This window comes from Pseudomonas sp. Irchel s3h14, assembly GCF_900187425.1.
Taxonomy (GTDB): Bacteria; Pseudomonadota; Gammaproteobacteria; order Pseudomonadales; family Pseudomonadaceae; genus Aquipseudomonas.
In genome coordinates this window covers 351,387-366,721 of sequence record NZ_FYDJ01000001.1, presented here as the reverse complement: position 1 = coordinate 366,721, position 15,335 = coordinate 351,387, and the positions used below count along the sequence as shown (strand labels likewise).

Here is a 15,335-nt window from a genome sequence, read left to right as displayed (position 1 = left end):
TTTGCATTAGAAAACGGGTCCGGGATGCTCCCGTAACGCCGTCAGCAAAGCCGCGGCACTGGCGCCACGACAATCCACAACTGTTTGGGCCCCGGCGGCACGTGCCAGCTCGGCGACCCGGGGGCTTGGAACAAACAACGGCAACCGCGCCAATTGCGGCCAGGCATCGCCGGCCAATTGATGCAGGTGCTCAAAACCCTGTCCACTGCTGACCACCAGCCCGTTCAAGCGTTCCGCTTCGATCCGGTCAGGCAGCGCTGCCGGCGGGTAGTGCGGCAGGTCGCGGCGGTACAACTCCAGATACTCGACACTAGCACCAAGCTCGCGCAAACGCTCAGCCAGCAACTCGCGCCCGCCCTCCCCGCGCATGATCAGCACGCGTGGACCGGGCCGTGCGATTGCCTCGCGCAACTGAGGAAGTTCAAGCAAGGCTTCGCTGTCATCGCCATCCACCGGAAAGCTGATGTCCAACCCACGATCCTCGAGGATCTGCGCGGTGGCTGCGCCCACGCTAAACCACTTCAAACGAGGGGGTTGCGGCCGATACCGGTCGAGCAGATCCACAGCAATTCTGGCGGCCGGTTTGCTGACCACGATTACCGCGCAATAGCGATCCAGTCCCTGAATCACCTCGCGCATTGTGTCAGAGACAGGAATCGGCTCGATCTCCAAAAGCGGCAAACTGCTGCTGAAAATCCCCTTTTCGGCCAAAAGACTGCTCAGCGCCGCCGACTCATCCGCGGGACGCGTCAGCAGCAGGCGCCAACCCGTCACTCGTGACCTGCCTCGCCGTAGACCGCTTTCAGGATGTCGTTGGCGCCTTGACTCAGCAGGTCTTCAGCCACTTGCACTCCCAAGGCTTCGGCGTCGCTACGTGGCGCACGAGCCTCGGCGCTGAGCAGCAGACCGCCGTTCGGATCACCGACAAGACCACGCAACCAGATCTGCTCGCCTTCAAGCACGGCATAGCAGGCGATCGGCACTTGGCAGCCGCCATTCAAATGTTTGTTGAGAGCACGTTCGGCGGTCACGCGGATCGCAGTGTCCTGGTGATGCAGCGGTGCCAACAGCGCGTGAATTTCGCTGTCGCCGCTGCGGCATTCGATACCCACCGCACCTTGGCCACCGGCCGGCAGACTGTCGTCGACGCTGATGGCCGAGGTGATGCGATCTTCAAAGCCGAGACGAATCAGGCCGGCGGCGGCGAGGATAATGGCGTCGTATTCGCCGGCATCGAGCTTGGCCAGCCGAGTGTTGACGTTGCCGCGCAGGAAGCGAATTTCCAGGTCCGGACGACGGGTCAGCAACTGAGCCTGACGGCGCAGGCTGGAGGTGCCGACGATGCTGCCTTGCGGCAATTCGTCCAGGCTGGCGTAGGTATTGGAAACGAAGGCATCACGCGGGTCTTCTCGCTCGCAGATGCAAAACAGACCGAGGCCTTCAGGGAAGTCCATCGGCACGTCTTTCATCGAGTGCACCGCGATGTCGGCTTCGTTTTCCAGCAGCGCGGTTTCCAGTTCTTTGACGAACAGGCCCTTGCCGCCGATTTTCGACAGTGGCGAGTCGAGCAATTTGTCACCGCGACTGACCATGGGCACCAACGTCACGAGCAGACCCGGATGGGCCTCTTCCAGACGGGCTTTGACGTATTCGGCCTGCCACAGGGCGAGTGCACTTTTACGGGTGGCGATGCGGATTTCGCGAGAGGACATGGATCAATCCGTACTGAATAGATACGGCGGATAATAACAGCTCAGCCAAATCCACTTTGACTTGTATCAGAAAACGCGTGGCCTCCCTGGCCTCAGACATCCAGCAATCGGGATGAAACCCGCCCGTAAATGGCGGATTAAAGCTGTTGCATCATCTTGCGCACGCCGGCCACATGCCGTCGGCTGACGATCAGGGCATCGCCGTTCAAGCCTTTGAGGAACAGCTGAAAATGCCCCAGAGGCGTGCGCTGCAGGCGTTCGATGCGTTCGCGGGCGACCAGCGCGTTGCGGTGGATTCGCACGAAGCGGTCGCCAAATTCATCTTCAAGGGCCTTGAGCGGCTCATCCAGCAGCACTTCGCCGCCTTCGTGGCGCAAGGTCACGTATTTGTGATCCGCAATGAAGTAGACCACCTGACCCAACGGGATCAGTTCGATACCTTTACGGGTACGGGCGCTGATGTGGCTGCGCGGGCCGCTGCCACTTTCGGCGGCAGGACGGGTCAGGGCCGCGAGCTGGACACGATTGGGCCGCTCGGCTTTTTTCAACGCTTCATGCAATTGTTCTGTACGCACAGGTTTCACCAGATAGCCTACAGCGCTGGCCTGTAAGGCTTCCACGGCAAATTCATCGGGCCCTGTGCAAAACACCACGGCGGGCGGGGTTTCGCGTTCGCACAATCGTGCAGCCACTTGCAGGCCATCGAGGCCCGGCATGCCGATATCGAGCAGCACGATATCGGGTTTGTGGCTGTCGATCAGAGCCAACGCCTCATCGCCGTTCGTGGCGCTAGGCTCCAGGACACTGTATCCCTCGAGTTCGCCAACCATTCGGCTCAGGCGCTCGCGGGCAAGGGGTTCGTCATCAACGATCAGGACATTCATATTGCGCTGGATTCCTGCGTGAGTCTCGCACAAGGATAGCGTAGACAGGTGAAGTGACGTCCGTCACCGCGATCCACGCTAAGACTAGCGCGAGGGCCAAAAAGTGCCGCCCGACCGACGGCTAAATTTTCATCTGTCGTGCGTTTGGCGGCCCAGGCCCGCATTGGCGAGGCATCGCCGTAGGGTTTGTTGATACACAATACGAACACCCCTCTTCTTATAGTCAGCCGCAGCGTCTGGAACTGCGCTGATCCTACTGTCCAACTGTAGACGGTTGCCGGCACGATATTGCTCAATTGAAAAATATCGTTGCGCAAATCCCCTCGGCTTTGATTCGAGTATGGACCGCCGCCTGAGAAAAAAACGTATCGACCAGTGCCAGCGACAGGATTGGCAACCCTGTTATTATCCGCGACAGCTTTCTACGCCATCTTTCTTCAGCCGACACGAGCGAATTCATGAGCACTGACAAGACCAATCAGTCCTGGGGCGGCCGCTTCAGTGAACCCGTCGACGCCTTCGTCGCCCGCTTCACCGCCTCCGTCACTTTCGACCAGCGCCTGTATCGCCACGACATCATGGGCTCGATCGCTCACGCCACGATGCTGGCCAAGGTCGGCGTGCTGACCGATGCCGAGCGCGACAGCATCACCGATGGCCTGAAGACCATCCAGGGTGAAATCGAGGCCGGCCAGTTCGACTGGCGCATCGACCTCGAAGACGTGCACATGAACATCGAGGCGCGTCTGACCGACCGCATCGGCGTCACCGGTAAAAAGCTGCACACCGGCCGCAGCCGTAACGACCAGGTCGCCACCGACATCCGCCTGTGGCTGCGTGACGAGATCGACCTGATCCTGAGCGAAATCACCCGCCTGCAAAAAGGCTTGCTGGAGCAGGCCGAGCGCGAAGCCGGCAGCATCATGCCGGGCTTCACTCACCTGCAAACCGCGCAGCCGGTGACCTTCGGGCACCACATGCTGGCCTGGTTCGAGATGCTCAGCCGCGACTACGAGCGCCTGGTCGACTGCCGCAAGCGTACCAACCGCATGCCGCTGGGCAGCGCCGCACTGGCCGGCACCACCTACCCGATCGACCGCGAATTCACCGCCCAACTGTTGGGCTTCGACGCTGTGGGCGGCAACTCGCTGGACAACGTGTCCGATCGTGACTTCGCCATCGAGTTCTGCTCGGCCGCGAGCATCGCGATGATGCACCTGTCGCGCTTCTCCGAAGAGTTGGTGCTGTGGACCAGCGCGCAGTTCCAGTTCATCGATCTGCCGGACCGTTTCTGCACCGGCAGCTCGATCATGCCGCAAAAGAAAAACCCGGACGTCCCAGAGCTGGTACGTGGCAAGACCGGCCGCGTATTCGGCGCACTGATGGGCCTGCTGACCCTGATGAAAGGCCAGCCACTGGCCTACAACAAGGACAACCAGGAAGACAAAGAGCCGCTGTTCGACGCCGCCGACACATTGCGCGACTCGCTGCGGGCCTTTGCCGACATGATCCCGGCGATCAAACCCAAGCACGCAATGATGCGTGAAGCAGCCCTGCGCGGCTTCTCCACCGCCACCGACCTGGCCGACTACCTGGTACGTCGTGGTCTGCCGTTCCGTGACTGCCACGAAATCGTTGGCCATGCCGTGAAGTACGGCGTGGAAAGCGGTAAAGACCTGGCGGAAATGAGCCTGGAAGAGCTGCGCAAGTTCAGCGACCAGATCGATCAGGACGTGTTTGCCGTGCTGACCCTGGAAGGCTCGGTGAATGCCCGTGACCACATCGGCGGGACTGCGCCGGCACAGGTCAAGAAGGCTGTGGCTCGCGGCCAGGCGTTACTCGCCAGCCGCTAAACCGCCAAAAGCATCGCGGGCAAGCCTTGCTCCTACAGATTCACGCCGATTTCGAAATCAACGTAAATCTGTAGGAGCAAGGCTTGCCCGCGATGACATTCGCAAGAACGCTACAAAATTACTTTTTGGACGCGACCATCGCCAAAAACGCTGGCATCGCCGCTTCCTTGTCCTTTGCAATCCGCTGCACATTCGGATTTTGCCCCAGACGCTCCAGCAACGCCTTGGCCGCCGGCATCTCGGCCAGCAAATCCAGGTCAAACAGCTTCTGCGCCACCGCACAGGCCAACGGCACGCTGTAGAGGAAATACAAATCCGCAATGCTCAGGCTGTCGCCTGCCACATAAGGGGCGAACTTGCCGTGCCTGCCCAGTGAGGCAAACCCCAGCAGCAACTCGGCTTTGGTCTTGTCCTTGATCGCATCCGGCACCGTCATGCCGAAAAATGCTTCGGCGTAGCAGGCACGCCCCGGCAATTCGATGTACAGCTCGATTTCCTTGGCCAGTGCCAGGGCCTGCGACCGCTCAAAGGGATCGCTCGGCAACAGTGGCGTGCCTTTCTGGCTGTGTTCGAGGTATTCGAGAATCACGCTGGTTTCGTTGACGAAACCCTGCTCGACACCCAGCACCGGCACCTTCCCGCGCGGGCTGATGGCTAATGCCTCGGGGCTCGGCCCCGGGTAAAACAGCACCTCTTCAAACGGCAGTCCCTTCTCGAGCAGCGCCAGCTTGACCATGTTGTAGTAGTTGCTGACGGAAAATCCATAAAGCTTGAGCATCACTTAGCCTCCAGGCCGTGCGGGGTTGGCAGGTGCCTTTTATAGAACGCCGCAACGTTTCTTGCCAGCAGCATCACAGCGCTGAATGCAGGTAAACTGGCCGCCTTAACTTGAGGAGCCTGCCATGAGCGAGCCAACCCCCGGCATCAACAACGACGACATCGACGAAGAAGAGTTCGCCGAAAACACCCTGGTCGAAGCCATCGAAAACCAGATCGAAAGCGACAACCCGCCTGCCGCCAAGGCGACCTTCAACAAGCTGACCCTGGTGGGTTACGAGCGTGAAGAAATCCTCAATCTGATGGCTCACGTTCTGGCGGTGGAAATCGACGCGATCCTCGAAGAAGACCGCGCGTTCAACACCGAATGGTACGAAGCTGCGTTGCGTGCATTGCCAGAGTTGCCGCCGGAAAAGAAATAAGCCCGCGCCCTGTAGGAGCATGGCTTGCCCGCGATTGCCGCACTGAGGTCTATCAGATGAACCGCGTTATCGTTCATCGCGGGCAAGTCGGATCGCCGCACCGCTTGCTCCTACGAATAGCAATATCTGCAACGCTCTCCCAGACCCTGACTACACTGTATCCACCCCGCTGCCGCGTCACCCACCGGGGAATGCTTCCCAAGGCGAAAAAACCCTGTCGCGAGCACTGGACATGCCGCCCGAGTGGGATCACCTTAGGGGCGCTGTCGTCCAATTCCTAGAAAGTCTGGAGTCCTTATGTCGCTTACCCCTGAGTTGGTTGCCGAACTGGAAATCCTCGCACTCTTCAACCTGGACAGTTCCCAGGAAGGTTTGAAAATTCATCAGACCGCTGCCCCGAAAGCCATTGCCGCCGCCCAAAGACTGTTCGACAAAGAACTGATCACCCAGCCAGATGGTGGTTATCTGACCAGCCTGGGCCGTGACGCCGCGCAAAATGTGCAAACCGTTCTGACCATTCTCAACGTCCGGGAAACTGCCTGAGCATTACCGTAGCGCCCACGGAAACCCCTGCTACGGGATTTCCGCGGGCACATTTCGTTACCCGCCCTGTTGCCTGCCGTCGCCCCGCGATAAAAACCTGACGCCAGAAAAACAAAATCAGCTTAAAAGTCCTGGAGCCGAGGCGCTAAACTGCCCTCATCCGCAGACACCCACGTCTGAGCCCCGCGAGCCGGTTTGAGCTGACATGACCCGCCACCATGAAATCCGCCCCGATCTGGACGAGGGAATCGACCGCAAGGTTCTCAGCCAACTGCGCGCACGTTTTCTGAAGCTCAACGAAGGCCGTATGGCCCGCGCCATGGAAGGGTTGTCGACCCGCCAGCAAGCGGTGCTGACCTTGTTGCCGCTGTTTTTCCACGTCAATCATCCGCTGTTGCCGGGGTACGTTTCGGGCAGCACGCCGGCCGGGCTGTCGAATTACGAACCCGACGCCAACGCCCTCGCCGAAGCCCAACGCCTGACCCGCTCGTTTTCCTATAAGCCCCGCCATGGCAGCAATCCGCCGCGACCGATTCACGGCCTGTTCCTGATGGGCAGCCTCGGCACCCTCGCCCAGGCCGACCAGAGCGACATGGACGTGTGGGTCTGCCACGGGCCGGACTTGAGCGAAAGCGAGCTCGCCGAGCTGCGCAAAAAATGCCAGCTCCTCGAAGTCTGGGCTGCCAGCCAAGGTGCCGAGGCGCATTTTTTCCTGATCGACCCGACCCGTTTCGTACGCGGCGAACGTGATACGCAACTGAGCTCGGAAGACTGCGGCACCACCCAGCACTATCTGCTGCTGGACGAGTTTTACCGCACCGCGATCTGGCTGGCCGGACGCACGCCCATCTGGTGGCTGGTGCCGGTCTACGAAGAAGCGAGCTACGACCGTTACACCCACACGCTGATGTCCAAGCGCTTCATCCGTGCCGACGAAACCCTGGACCTGGGGCATCTGGCCTACATCCCACCTGGCGAATACATCGGCGCCGGACTCTGGCAGTTGTTCAAGGGCATCGAGTCGCCGTACAAATCGGTGCTCAAACTGCTGCTGATCGAGGTCTACGCCAGCGAACACCCCAAGGTTCATTGCCTGAGCCTGCGCTTCAAGCAAGCGGTGTTTGCCAATCGGCTCGACCTTGATGAGCTGGACCCGTACGTCGTGGTCTACCGACGCATCGAGGAATACCTGACCGCCCGTGGCGAGCCGGAACGGCTGGAGCTGGTACGCCGGGCGTTGTACCTGAAGGTCAATCGCAAACTCACTGGCAGCAGCAGTCGCACTCAGAGCTGGCAGCGTTCGTTGCTCAAACGCCTGGCCCACGAATGGCAGTGGGATCATCGTCAACTGGCCCTGCTCGATAGCCGCAGCCAGTGGAAAGTCCGTCAGGTCGGCTCTGAACGCAGGGCCTTGGTCAACGAACTCAATTACAGCTACCGCTTCCTGACCCAGTTCGCCCGCAACGAACAGACCGTCAGCCTGATCAACAAACGCGACCTCAACGTGCTGGGTCGACGGCTGTACGCGGCTTTCGAGCGCAAGGCCGACAAGGTCGAGTTCATCAACCCTGGCATCGCCCCGGATCTGGCCGAAGACACTCTCACACTGGTGCACGCTGCGAACAAAAAAGAATCGGGTCAAACTCAGTGGGGTTTGTACAACGGCAGCCTGACGGCCCTCGAATGGGAGCATTTCGCACCGATCAAGCGCAGCCGCCAATTGCTGGAACTGCTGACCTGGTGCCACCGCAACGGCGTGATCGACAGCAGCACCCGCCTGGCCTTGCATCCCGGCAGCAGCGACCTGAGCGAGTTCGAACTGTTCAACCTGCTCGGCAGCCTGCAACAGAGCATCGCCCTGCCCCTGACGACCGTCGCCGAAGAGCCGTTACTGCGCGCCAGTGAGCCGAGCGAAGTGCTGATTCTGGTGAACGTCGGCGTCGATCCACTCAAGCACCACCGCGACCTGAACATCCTGATGACCACCGAGCGCACCGATTCCCTCAGTTACGCCGGCGTCCGGGAAAACCTGGTGCTGACCCTGGATCAGGTCACGCTCAATAGTTGGAACGAAGTGCTGGTCAACCGCTTCGACGGCCCTCACGCGCTGCTCGACTGCGTGCGTGATTACCTCAACAACCTGCCCGGCGGGCTACAACAACCCACGTTGCGGGTTCGGTGCTTCTGCCACAACCGCGCACAGTTTATTGCCCGGCGGGTCGAAGAGATCCTCGATACCGCGCAGAACCTGCTGTTGAGCAAACTCAATCATCGCTACCTGATTCAGGTCCAGCAGCACTATCACGTACTGGAACTGGTGCCCGGCCAGGTCAATCATGTCGCCCTCGCCACGCTGCCGGCGCTGGTCGATTACCTGGGCGAAGAGCGGCCAGGCTACAGCCCACTGCACCTGGACCCGATGGCACTGGAAGACCACGACCTGGCGCTGGTCCTGCCGATGGGCCAGCCCGATTGCATTCAGGTGTTCTACCGGATCAACGAATACCGCGCCGATCTGTACGTGCTGGATGAATTTAATGCCCTGTGGCAGCAGCGTTTGCCCTACCACGACGAGCAAAGCCTGCTGGTGCCAATGCAACGTTTCCTGCAATCGATCCAGTACCGGCGCGACGCCTTGCTGCCGATGGACGTCGCCCAGCCGCTGAGCCTGGACACCTTGTATTACCAACTGCTGCCCTCCGGCCCTGTACGGGCGCGTCGGGTCGAAGCTCGGCCAGCGCCGCAAACCCCGGTCAACAAACCGTTCTACGACGTGCAGGCGATTGTCGGCAAAGCCGCACCGGGACAGGTGCAGGTCACGTTGTATTGCAATCAGCGGGAATTTTCAGAGTTGGAACATGGCGACCAACTGTTCAGCGTGGTCGCCCGGGAAATCGTCGAGCAGCGCCGTGAAACCGAACGCTATCGCTGCTACATCACCGACCTGGACCTGTCGGGCCTGCTCGGTGATGGTCAGAGTTCAAGCATTTTGTATTTGCGCTACAAGGCTGACCTGGAGCGCGCATTGAACGAGGCACTCGAGCAGGTCTGAGGGGTTTATTCCGGAAAGTGGCCGCCCTCGGCCGGCTGCGATTCGACTTCCAGCAGGGTCAGTTTCAGTGTCTTGCCGCCCGGAGCCGGCCAGTCGATGTGCTGACCAACCTTGAGACCGAGCAGCGCGCTACCCACTGGCGCCAGAATGGAAATCTTGCCTTCGTCGGCATTGGCATCCTTCGGATAAACCAGCGTCAGGTGATAGTCCTTGCCGCTGCCTTCTTCGCGGCAATGCACACGGGAGTTCATGGTCACGACATCGGCGGGTACTTCATCGTGACCGACCAGGGTATCGGCGCGGTCCAGTTCGGTTTGCAGCGCGATAACGCCCGGCAGCGTGTCATCCAGGCTGTCGATCAGGCGCTCCAGACGTTGCACGTCCAGACGGGTAAGGGTGATTGAAGGTGCGGTCATGATTTGGGCAGACTCCTTTCTTCTGCACAGAAAAAGCAAAACCCCGCCAGAAAAAGGCGGGGTTTTCACGAGCCTCGATGGGTTGAGGCGTTTCTCGACACTATCACAGCTCAATAAATATACAAGTGAGGGGCGACGACACACTTTTGTAGGTCGCGTGAAGGCTTCAGGTGGCGGTCTTGCGCTGGACTGCCTGGGCGCAAATCACTCGCCGCCGATCGTCATCGGCCGAGCGCCATTCGCGGATGTCTTCGACATGGCGAAAACACCCAAGGCAGACCTTCTGCTCATCCAGCCGACACACACCGCTGCACGGCGAAGCCACCGCCGGGCTGACATTGCTGTAGAGCGGTTTGGGCGGACGAACGGGCACAGGCTGGGTCACGATCTCACAGACCTTCGAAATCGAGCTCGGCGTCAGCTTGCTGCTTGACGATGCGCTCGAGCATCTCACCGAGCTGCTCTTCACTCTTGTCACACATCCAGCGCTCGCTTTCTGCGTCGTAATCAAAGTGGAAGCCACCCGATACGGCCGCCAGCCACAGCTGCCGCAGCGGTTCCTGACGGCTGAAAATCAACTGGCTGCCGTTTTCGAACTTGACGGTGAGCACACCGGCCGAGCTCTCCAGATCGATATCCAGGTCACACTCGTCAAAAATATCTTCCAGCGTCTGCTGGGTGGCATCGACCAGGTCGTGGAAACGGGCTTCAGTCAAACTCATTGCGGGAACCTCAAAAAGTGTCTACTCACGCTCAAGCGCCGCAAGATACGGGCGAGCCCCGGTGATTGCAAAGGATAACGACCAAGGGCCCGATAGCGTTACGAAATATCCGTGCACCGCGCAGGACAAGTTACCGCGCTACGGTCCAAGCCCCGCCGGACGGGAGCCCCGTCGCATAGGCAAGCTGCCGGGTGGCCGGTATACTCCGGCGCAATTAATGCATTTTCAAGGATTTCGCCATGAAGCGCCTGATCTCTTCCCTTGCTGCGCTCGCTTCGCTCGCCGCTTTTGTCAGCTTATTATCGGCCTGTGGTCAAAAAGGCCCGCTGTACCTGCCTGACGATTCCCAGGATCCTGCCGAGCAAGCTCAGTCCTCGCAAAAGAGCCCGTCGAAAGCACACAAGCACGACGTCTACCAATAAGGGAACGCCATGGACGCTTTTAACTACCGTGACGGCGAGCTGTTCGCGGAAGGTGTTGCCCTGTCCGCCATCGCCGAACGCTTTGGCACACCGACCTACGTCTACTCTCGCGCGCACATCGAAGCCCAGTACCTGGCTTACGCCGATGCGCTGGCCGGCATGCCGCACCTGGTCTGCTTTGCGGTCAAGGCCAACTCCAACCTGGGTGTTCTGAATGTCCTGGCGCGTTTGGGCGCCGGTTTCGACATCGTCTCCCGTGGCGAGCTGGAACGCGTACTGGCCGCTGGCGGCACTGCTGACAAGATCGTGTTCTCCGGTGTCGGCAAGACCCGTGATGACATGCGTCGTGCCCTGGAAGTTGGCGTGCACTGCTTCAACGTCGAATCCACCGATGAGCTGGAACGCCTGCAAATCGTCGCCGCCGAGCTGGGCGTTCGCGCGCCGATCTCGCTGCGCGTGAACCCGGATGTCGACGCCGGCACCCACCCGTACATTTCCACCGGTCTTAAAGAGAACAAGTTCGGCATCGCCATCGCCGACGCCGAAGACGTGTACATCCGTGCCGCGCAGCTACCAAACCTGGAAGTGGTCGGTGTCGATTGCCACATCGGTTCGCAACTGACCACCCTGCCACCCTTCATCGACGCCCTCGATCGCCTGCTGGGCCTGGTCGACCGCCTCGGCGATTGCGGCATTTACCTGCGCCACATCGATCTCGGTGGTGGTTTGGGCGTGCGTTATCGCGATGAAGAGCCGCCATTGGCTGCCGACTACATCAAAGCCGTGCGCGAACGTCTCGACGGTCGTGACCTGGCGCTGGTGTTCGAGCCGGGCCGCTTCATCGTCGCCAACGCCGGCGTGCTGCTGACCCAGGTCGAGTACCTCAAGCACACCGAACACAAAGACTTCGCCATCGTCGACGCGGCCATGAACGACCTGATCCGCCCGGCGCTGTACCAGGCCTGGATGGACGTCACCGCCGTGCGCCCGCGCACTACCGCGGCTCGCGCCTACGACATCGTCGGGCCGATCTGCGAGACCGGCGACTTCCTGGCCAAGGATCGTGAGTTGGCCCTGGAAGAAGGCGACCTGCTGGCCGTGCATTCGGCCGGTGCCTACGGGTTTGTCATGAGTTCCAACTACAACACCCGCGGCCGTGCCGCTGAAGTGTTGGTGGACGGTGATCAGGCATTTGAAGTGCGTCGCCGTGAGACGGTAGCCGAGTTGTTTGCTGGCGAAAGCCTGCTGCCGGAGTAAAACCATGCTGCTGCGTTTTACCAAGATGCACGGCCTGGGCAATGACTTCATGGTCCTTGACCTGGTCAGCCAGCATGCGCACATCCTGCCCAAACACGCCAAGCAATGGGGCGATCGGCATACGGGTATCGGTTTCGACCAGTTGCTGATCGTCGAAGCGCCCAGCAACCCGGACGTGGATTTCCGCTACCGGATCTTCAACGCCGACGGCTCCGAAGTGGAACAGTGCGGCAACGGTGCGCGCTGTTTCGCTCGCTTTGTGCTCGACAAGCGCCTGACCGCGAAGCGGCAGATCCGCGTCGAGACCAAAAGCGGCATCATCGAACTGGATATCCGCAGCGACGGGCAGATCGGTGTCAACATGGGCGCACCGCGCCTGGTGCCGGCCGAGATTCCATTTGAAGCGCCGGAGCAGGCCACGAGTTATCAGGTTGACGTCGACGGCACCCTGGTCGACCTGGCCGCCGTGTCCATGGGCAACCCCCATGCCGTGCTGCGGGTCAGCGACATCAACAATGCACCGGTGCATGAACTGGGGCCGAAAATCGAAAACCATCCGCGCTTCCCGGCGCGGGTCAATGTCGGTTTTCTCCAGGTCATCGACCGGAGCCGCGCGCAGTTGCGCGTCTGGGAACGCGGGACCGGGGAAACCCAGGCTTGCGGAACTGGCGCTTGCGCTGCCGCAGTGGCCGCGATCAGCCAGGGGTGGATGGATTCGCCGCTTTTGATCGACCTGCCCGGCGGGCGTTTGTCCATTGAATGGGCAGGCCCTGGCCAACCGGTCATGATGACCGGCCCGGCAGTGCGCGTTTATGAAGGACAAGTGCGTCTTTGAGAGAGTCGAATCCATGAAAGATAAGCCCCAGGTTCCCGCCCTACAGCCCGACGAATCCCCTTCCGAAAGCCTTGAGGCGGCGGCGATTGCCGCGTACCTGGAGGCTCATCCGGATTTCTTCGTCGAGCATGAAGAACTGCTCGCAACCTTGCGCATTCCGCACCAGCGCGGCGACACCATTTCGCTGGTCGAACGCCAGATGACCATCCTGCGCGACCGCAATATCGAGTTGCGTCATCGCCTCTCGCACTTGATGGACGTGGCCCGCGACAACGACCGCCTCTTCGACAAGACTCGCCGCCTGATTCTCGCGCTGATGGACGCCACCAGCCTGGAAGATGTGGTAATCAGCGTCGAAGACAGTCTGCGCCAGGACTTCCAGGTACCTTTCGTCAGCCTGATCCTGCTGGGTGACAACCCGATGCCGGTCGGCCGCTGGGTCACTCATGCCGAGGCACAAACGGCCATCGGCGGCTTGCTCTCGGAAGACAAAAGCGTCAGCGGCAGCCTGCGTGAACACGAACTGGACTTCCTGTTTGGCGAAGAACAGCGCAAACAGATCGGCTCCACCGCCGTCGTCGCCATCAGCTACCAAGGCATCCACGGCGTCCTGGCCATCGCCAGCCGCGACCCGCAGCACTACAAGAGCTCGGTGGGCACACTGTTCCTCAGCTACATCGCCGAAGTCATGGGCCGCGTGCTGCCACGGGTCAACACCTCCCTGCGCTCGGTACGCTGATGATGGAACGGCAACTGGACGCTTACTGCGAACACCTGCGCAGTGAGCGGCAGGTGTCGCCCCACACGCTGTACGCCTACCGCCGCGACCTCGACAAAGTGCTGGGCTGGTGCGTCAAACAGAACATCAGCAGTTGGGCGGCCCTGGACATCCAGCGCCTGCGCAGCCTGATCGCACGCCTGCATTCACAGGGCCAATCGTCCCGCAGCCTGGCGCGGCTGCTGTCGGCGGTGCGCGGGCTCTATCACTATCTGAACCGCGAAGGCCTCTGCGACCACGACCCGGCCAACGGCCTGGCACCGCCGAAGGGCGAACGTCGGCTGCCAAAAACCCTCGACACCGATCGCGCGCTGCAACTACTTGAGGGCGCGGTGGAAGATGATTTTCTGGCACGTCGGGATCAAGCGATCCTGGAGTTGTTCTATTCCTCGGGTTTGCGGCTGTCGGAGCTGACCGGGCTCAATCTGGATCAGCTGGACCTGGCCGACGGCATGGTTCAAGTGCTCGGCAAGGGCAGCAAGACCCGACTGCTGCCGGTCGGCAAAAAAGCTCGCGAAGCGCTGGAGCTGTGGCTGCCGCTGCGGGCCATGACCAACCCTGCGGACGACGCGGTGTTTGTCAGCCAGCAAGGCCGGCGCCTCGGCCCACGGGCGATTCAGGTGCGGGTTAAAGCCGCTGGCGAGCGCGAGCTGGGACAGAACCTGCACCCGCACATGCTGCGACACTCCTTCGCCAGCCATTTGCTGGAGTCCTCCCAGGACCTGCGGGCGGTTCAGGAGTTACTCGGCCACTCGGACATCAAGACCACCCAGATCTACACCCACCTGGACTTCCAGCACCTGGCGACGGTTTACGACAGCGCCCATCCACGGGCCAAACGCATCAAAGGCGATGAGTCATGAGAATTCAATTGATCACCTTCGACCTCGACGACACCCTGTGGGATACCGCCCCGGTGATCGTCAGCGCCGAAGCCATATTGCGTGAATGGCTGACCGAGCACGCACCAAATCTGGGCGCTGTGCCGGTGGAGCATTTGTGGGCGATTCGCGAACGGATCCTGAGCAGTGAACCGGGCCTCAAGCACCGCATCAGCGCCCTACGCCGCCGAGTCTTGTTCCATGCGCTGGAAGAGGCCGGTTACGACCATGGCCAGGCCTCAGACCTGGCCGATCAGAGCTTTGAAGTGTTTCTGCATGCGCGGCATCAGCTGGAAATCTTCCCGGAGGTGCAACCGACCCTGGAGACGCTGGCCAATCACTACGCCCTCGGCGTGGTCACCAATGGCAACGCCGATGTGCGTCGCTTAGGGTTGGCGGATTACTTCAAGTTTGCCTTGTGCGCCGAAGACATCGGCATCGGCAAGCCGGATGCGCGACTGTTTCATGAGGCGTTGCAACGGGGTGGCGCGACGGCCGAGACGGCCGTGCATATCGGCGATCATCCGGGTGACGACATTGCCGGCGCCCAGCAGGCAGGATTGCGGGCGGTCTGGTTTAACCCGGCGGGCAAGGTTTGGGAAGCCGAAAAGGCACCGGATGCCGAGATTCGCAGCCTGAGCGAGTTGCCGGCGTTGTTGGCCCTCTGGAACGCCCAACACTAACCCGGAAATCATACCGCCCCTGTAGGAGCCGAGCTTGCTCGCGATAGCGGTGTATCAGTCGAAATCAATTTTGAATGTGACGCCCTCATCGCGAGCAA

At 60.7% G+C, this 15,335-nt stretch carries 17 protein-coding genes and 1 pseudogene; 10 read left to right on the top strand and 8 right to left on the bottom strand.

Going from position 1 to position 15,335, the window contains the following annotated elements; genetic code table 11:
- Positions 1 to 6: 6 nt before the first annotated feature.
- The 4 genes and pseudogenes from CKW16_RS01760 to CKW16_RS32425 form a co-directional block, all read right to left on the bottom strand.
- A complete protein-coding gene (locus CKW16_RS01760; RefSeq protein ID WP_095126960.1) occupies positions 7 to 774 on the bottom strand; it encodes a uroporphyrinogen-III synthase in 768 nt (255 codons plus the stop codon).
- Entirely contained in the window at positions 771 to 1,712 is a 942-nt protein-coding gene (gene hemC, locus CKW16_RS01755; protein WP_095126959.1) for a hydroxymethylbilane synthase, read from the bottom strand. Before hemC ends, CKW16_RS01760 begins: the two co-directional genes overlap by 4 nt.
- Positions 1,713 to 1,849: 137 nt before the next feature.
- Entirely contained in the window at positions 1,850 to 2,596 is a 747-nt protein-coding gene (locus CKW16_RS01750) for a LytTR family DNA-binding domain-containing protein (protein WP_046045093.1), read from the bottom strand.
- Positions 2,593 to 2,911 (bottom strand): annotated as a pseudogene (locus CKW16_RS32425) (sensor histidine kinase); the annotation flags it as partial. The gene CKW16_RS01750 and the pseudogene CKW16_RS32425, both read right to left, overlap by 4 nt.
- A 143-nt stretch (positions 2,912 to 3,054) precedes the next feature.
- On the opposite strand from CKW16_RS32425, the gene argH reads away from it, so the two are divergent.
- Positions 3,055 to 4,449 (top strand): argininosuccinate lyase, encoded by a 1,395-nt coding sequence (argH, locus tag CKW16_RS01745; protein WP_010465079.1) that lies wholly within the window; start codon positions 3,055 to 3,057, stop codon positions 4,447 to 4,449.
- A gap of 118 nt (positions 4,450 to 4,567) precedes the next feature.
- Here the strand turns inward: argH and CKW16_RS01740 are convergent, their stop codons facing one another.
- The gene (locus CKW16_RS01740) at positions 4,568 to 5,227 is read right to left on the bottom strand and encodes a glutathione S-transferase family protein (protein WP_095126958.1); all 660 of its coding nucleotides are present in this window, start codon (positions 5,225 to 5,227) and stop codon (positions 4,568 to 4,570) included.
- 124 nt (positions 5,228 to 5,351) lie between these two features.
- Between CKW16_RS01740 and CKW16_RS01735 the strand changes: the two genes are divergently transcribed.
- The 3 genes from CKW16_RS01735 (at position 5,352) to CKW16_RS01725 (ending at position 9,243) form a co-directional block, all read left to right on the top strand.
- Positions 5,352 to 5,648: a hypothetical protein gene (locus tag CKW16_RS01735; RefSeq protein WP_046045090.1), complete on the top strand. Its 297-nt coding sequence runs from the start codon at positions 5,352 to 5,354 to the stop codon at positions 5,646 to 5,648.
- A gap of 297 nt (positions 5,649 to 5,945) precedes the next feature.
- Entirely contained in the window at positions 5,946 to 6,191 is a 246-nt protein-coding gene (locus CKW16_RS01730) for a TIGR02647 family protein (RefSeq protein ID WP_008150272.1), read from the top strand.
- Between the two features lie 205 nt (positions 6,192 to 6,396).
- The gene (locus CKW16_RS01725) at positions 6,397 to 9,243 is read left to right on the top strand and encodes a class I adenylate cyclase (RefSeq protein ID WP_095126957.1); all 2,847 of its coding nucleotides are present in this window, start codon (positions 6,397 to 6,399) and stop codon (positions 9,241 to 9,243) included.
- Between the two features lie 5 nt (positions 9,244 to 9,248).
- Here CKW16_RS01725 and rnk read toward each other — a convergent pair whose 3' ends face one another.
- From rnk to cyaY, 3 genes are all read right to left on the bottom strand, one after another.
- Positions 9,249 to 9,659: a nucleoside diphosphate kinase regulator gene (rnk, locus tag CKW16_RS01720; protein WP_046045088.1), complete on the bottom strand. Its 411-nt coding sequence runs from the start codon at positions 9,657 to 9,659 to the stop codon at positions 9,249 to 9,251.
- Positions 9,660 to 9,825: 166 nt separating this feature from the next.
- Positions 9,826 to 10,044: a DUF1289 domain-containing protein gene (locus CKW16_RS01715; RefSeq protein WP_095126956.1), complete on the bottom strand. Its 219-nt coding sequence runs from the start codon at positions 10,042 to 10,044 to the stop codon at positions 9,826 to 9,828.
- 4 nt (positions 10,045 to 10,048) lie between these two features.
- Positions 10,049 to 10,381 carry an iron donor protein CyaY gene (gene cyaY, locus CKW16_RS01710; protein WP_095126955.1) on the bottom strand — a complete coding sequence of 111 codons (333 nt, stop codon included), beginning with the start codon at positions 10,379 to 10,381 and terminating at the stop codon, positions 10,049 to 10,051.
- 239 nt (positions 10,382 to 10,620) lie between these two features.
- Between cyaY and CKW16_RS01705 the strand changes: the two genes are divergently transcribed.
- From CKW16_RS01705 to CKW16_RS01680, 6 genes are read left to right on the top strand one after another with little or no spacing between them, the layout of a single operon-like run.
- A complete protein-coding gene (locus tag CKW16_RS01705; RefSeq protein ID WP_046045085.1) occupies positions 10,621 to 10,803 on the top strand; it encodes a lipoprotein in 183 nt (60 codons plus the stop codon).
- A gap of 9 nt (positions 10,804 to 10,812) precedes the next feature.
- The gene (gene lysA / locus CKW16_RS01700) at positions 10,813 to 12,060 is read left to right on the top strand and encodes a diaminopimelate decarboxylase (protein WP_095126954.1); all 1,248 of its coding nucleotides are present in this window, start codon (positions 10,813 to 10,815) and stop codon (positions 12,058 to 12,060) included.
- A gap of 4 nt (positions 12,061 to 12,064) precedes the next feature.
- The gene (dapF, locus tag CKW16_RS01695; protein ID WP_046045083.1) at positions 12,065 to 12,895 is read left to right on the top strand and encodes a diaminopimelate epimerase; all 831 of its coding nucleotides are present in this window, start codon (positions 12,065 to 12,067) and stop codon (positions 12,893 to 12,895) included.
- Positions 12,896 to 12,908: 13 nt separating this feature from the next.
- Positions 12,909 to 13,634 (top strand): DUF484 family protein, encoded by a 726-nt coding sequence (locus CKW16_RS01690; RefSeq protein WP_095126953.1) that lies wholly within the window; start codon positions 12,909 to 12,911, stop codon positions 13,632 to 13,634.
- Between the two features lie 2 nt (positions 13,635 to 13,636).
- Positions 13,637 to 14,536, top strand: coding sequence for a tyrosine recombinase XerC (gene xerC, locus CKW16_RS01685; RefSeq protein WP_008150257.1), 900 nt, complete (start codon positions 13,637 to 13,639; stop codon positions 14,534 to 14,536).
- Positions 14,533 to 15,237: an HAD family hydrolase gene (locus CKW16_RS01680; protein WP_095126952.1), complete on the top strand. Its 705-nt coding sequence runs from the start codon at positions 14,533 to 14,535 to the stop codon at positions 15,235 to 15,237. Before xerC ends, CKW16_RS01680 begins: the two co-directional genes overlap by 4 nt.
- Positions 15,238 to 15,335 lie beyond the last annotated feature (98 nt).

Excerpts from the sequence above, each read along its gene's own strand:
- hemC (WP_095126959.1), bottom strand. The coding sequence starts at position 1,712 with ATGTCCTCTCGCGAAATCCGCATCGCCACCCGTAAAAGTGCACTCGCC.
- CKW16_RS01750 (WP_046045093.1), bottom strand. The coding sequence starts at position 2,596 with ATGAATGTCCTGATCGTTGATGACGAACCCCTTGCCCGCGAGCGCCTG.
- argH (WP_010465079.1), top strand. The coding sequence starts at position 3,055 with ATGAGCACTGACAAGACCAATCAGTCCTGGGGCGGCCGCTTCAGTGAA.
- CKW16_RS01740 (WP_095126958.1), bottom strand. The coding sequence starts at position 5,227 with ATGCTCAAGCTTTATGGATTTTCCGTCAGCAACTACTACAACATGGTC.
- CKW16_RS01735 (WP_046045090.1), top strand. The coding sequence starts at position 5,352 with ATGAGCGAGCCAACCCCCGGCATCAACAACGACGACATCGACGAAGAA.
- CKW16_RS01730 (WP_008150272.1), top strand. The coding sequence starts at position 5,946 with ATGTCGCTTACCCCTGAGTTGGTTGCCGAACTGGAAATCCTCGCACTC.
- CKW16_RS01725 (WP_095126957.1), top strand. The coding sequence starts at position 6,397 with ATGACCCGCCACCATGAAATCCGCCCCGATCTGGACGAGGGAATCGAC.
- rnk (WP_046045088.1), bottom strand. The coding sequence starts at position 9,659 with ATGACCGCACCTTCAATCACCCTTACCCGTCTGGACGTGCAACGTCTG.
- cyaY (WP_095126955.1), bottom strand. The coding sequence starts at position 10,381 with ATGAGTTTGACTGAAGCCCGTTTCCACGACCTGGTCGATGCCACCCAG.
- CKW16_RS01705 (WP_046045085.1), top strand. The coding sequence starts at position 10,621 with ATGAAGCGCCTGATCTCTTCCCTTGCTGCGCTCGCTTCGCTCGCCGCT.
- lysA (WP_095126954.1), top strand. The coding sequence starts at position 10,813 with ATGGACGCTTTTAACTACCGTGACGGCGAGCTGTTCGCGGAAGGTGTT.
- dapF (WP_046045083.1), top strand. The coding sequence starts at position 12,065 with ATGCTGCTGCGTTTTACCAAGATGCACGGCCTGGGCAATGACTTCATG.
- CKW16_RS01690 (WP_095126953.1), top strand. The coding sequence starts at position 12,909 with ATGAAAGATAAGCCCCAGGTTCCCGCCCTACAGCCCGACGAATCCCCT.
- xerC (WP_008150257.1), top strand. The coding sequence starts at position 13,637 with ATGGAACGGCAACTGGACGCTTACTGCGAACACCTGCGCAGTGAGCGG.
- CKW16_RS01680 (WP_095126952.1), top strand. The coding sequence starts at position 14,533 with ATGAGAATTCAATTGATCACCTTCGACCTCGACGACACCCTGTGGGAT.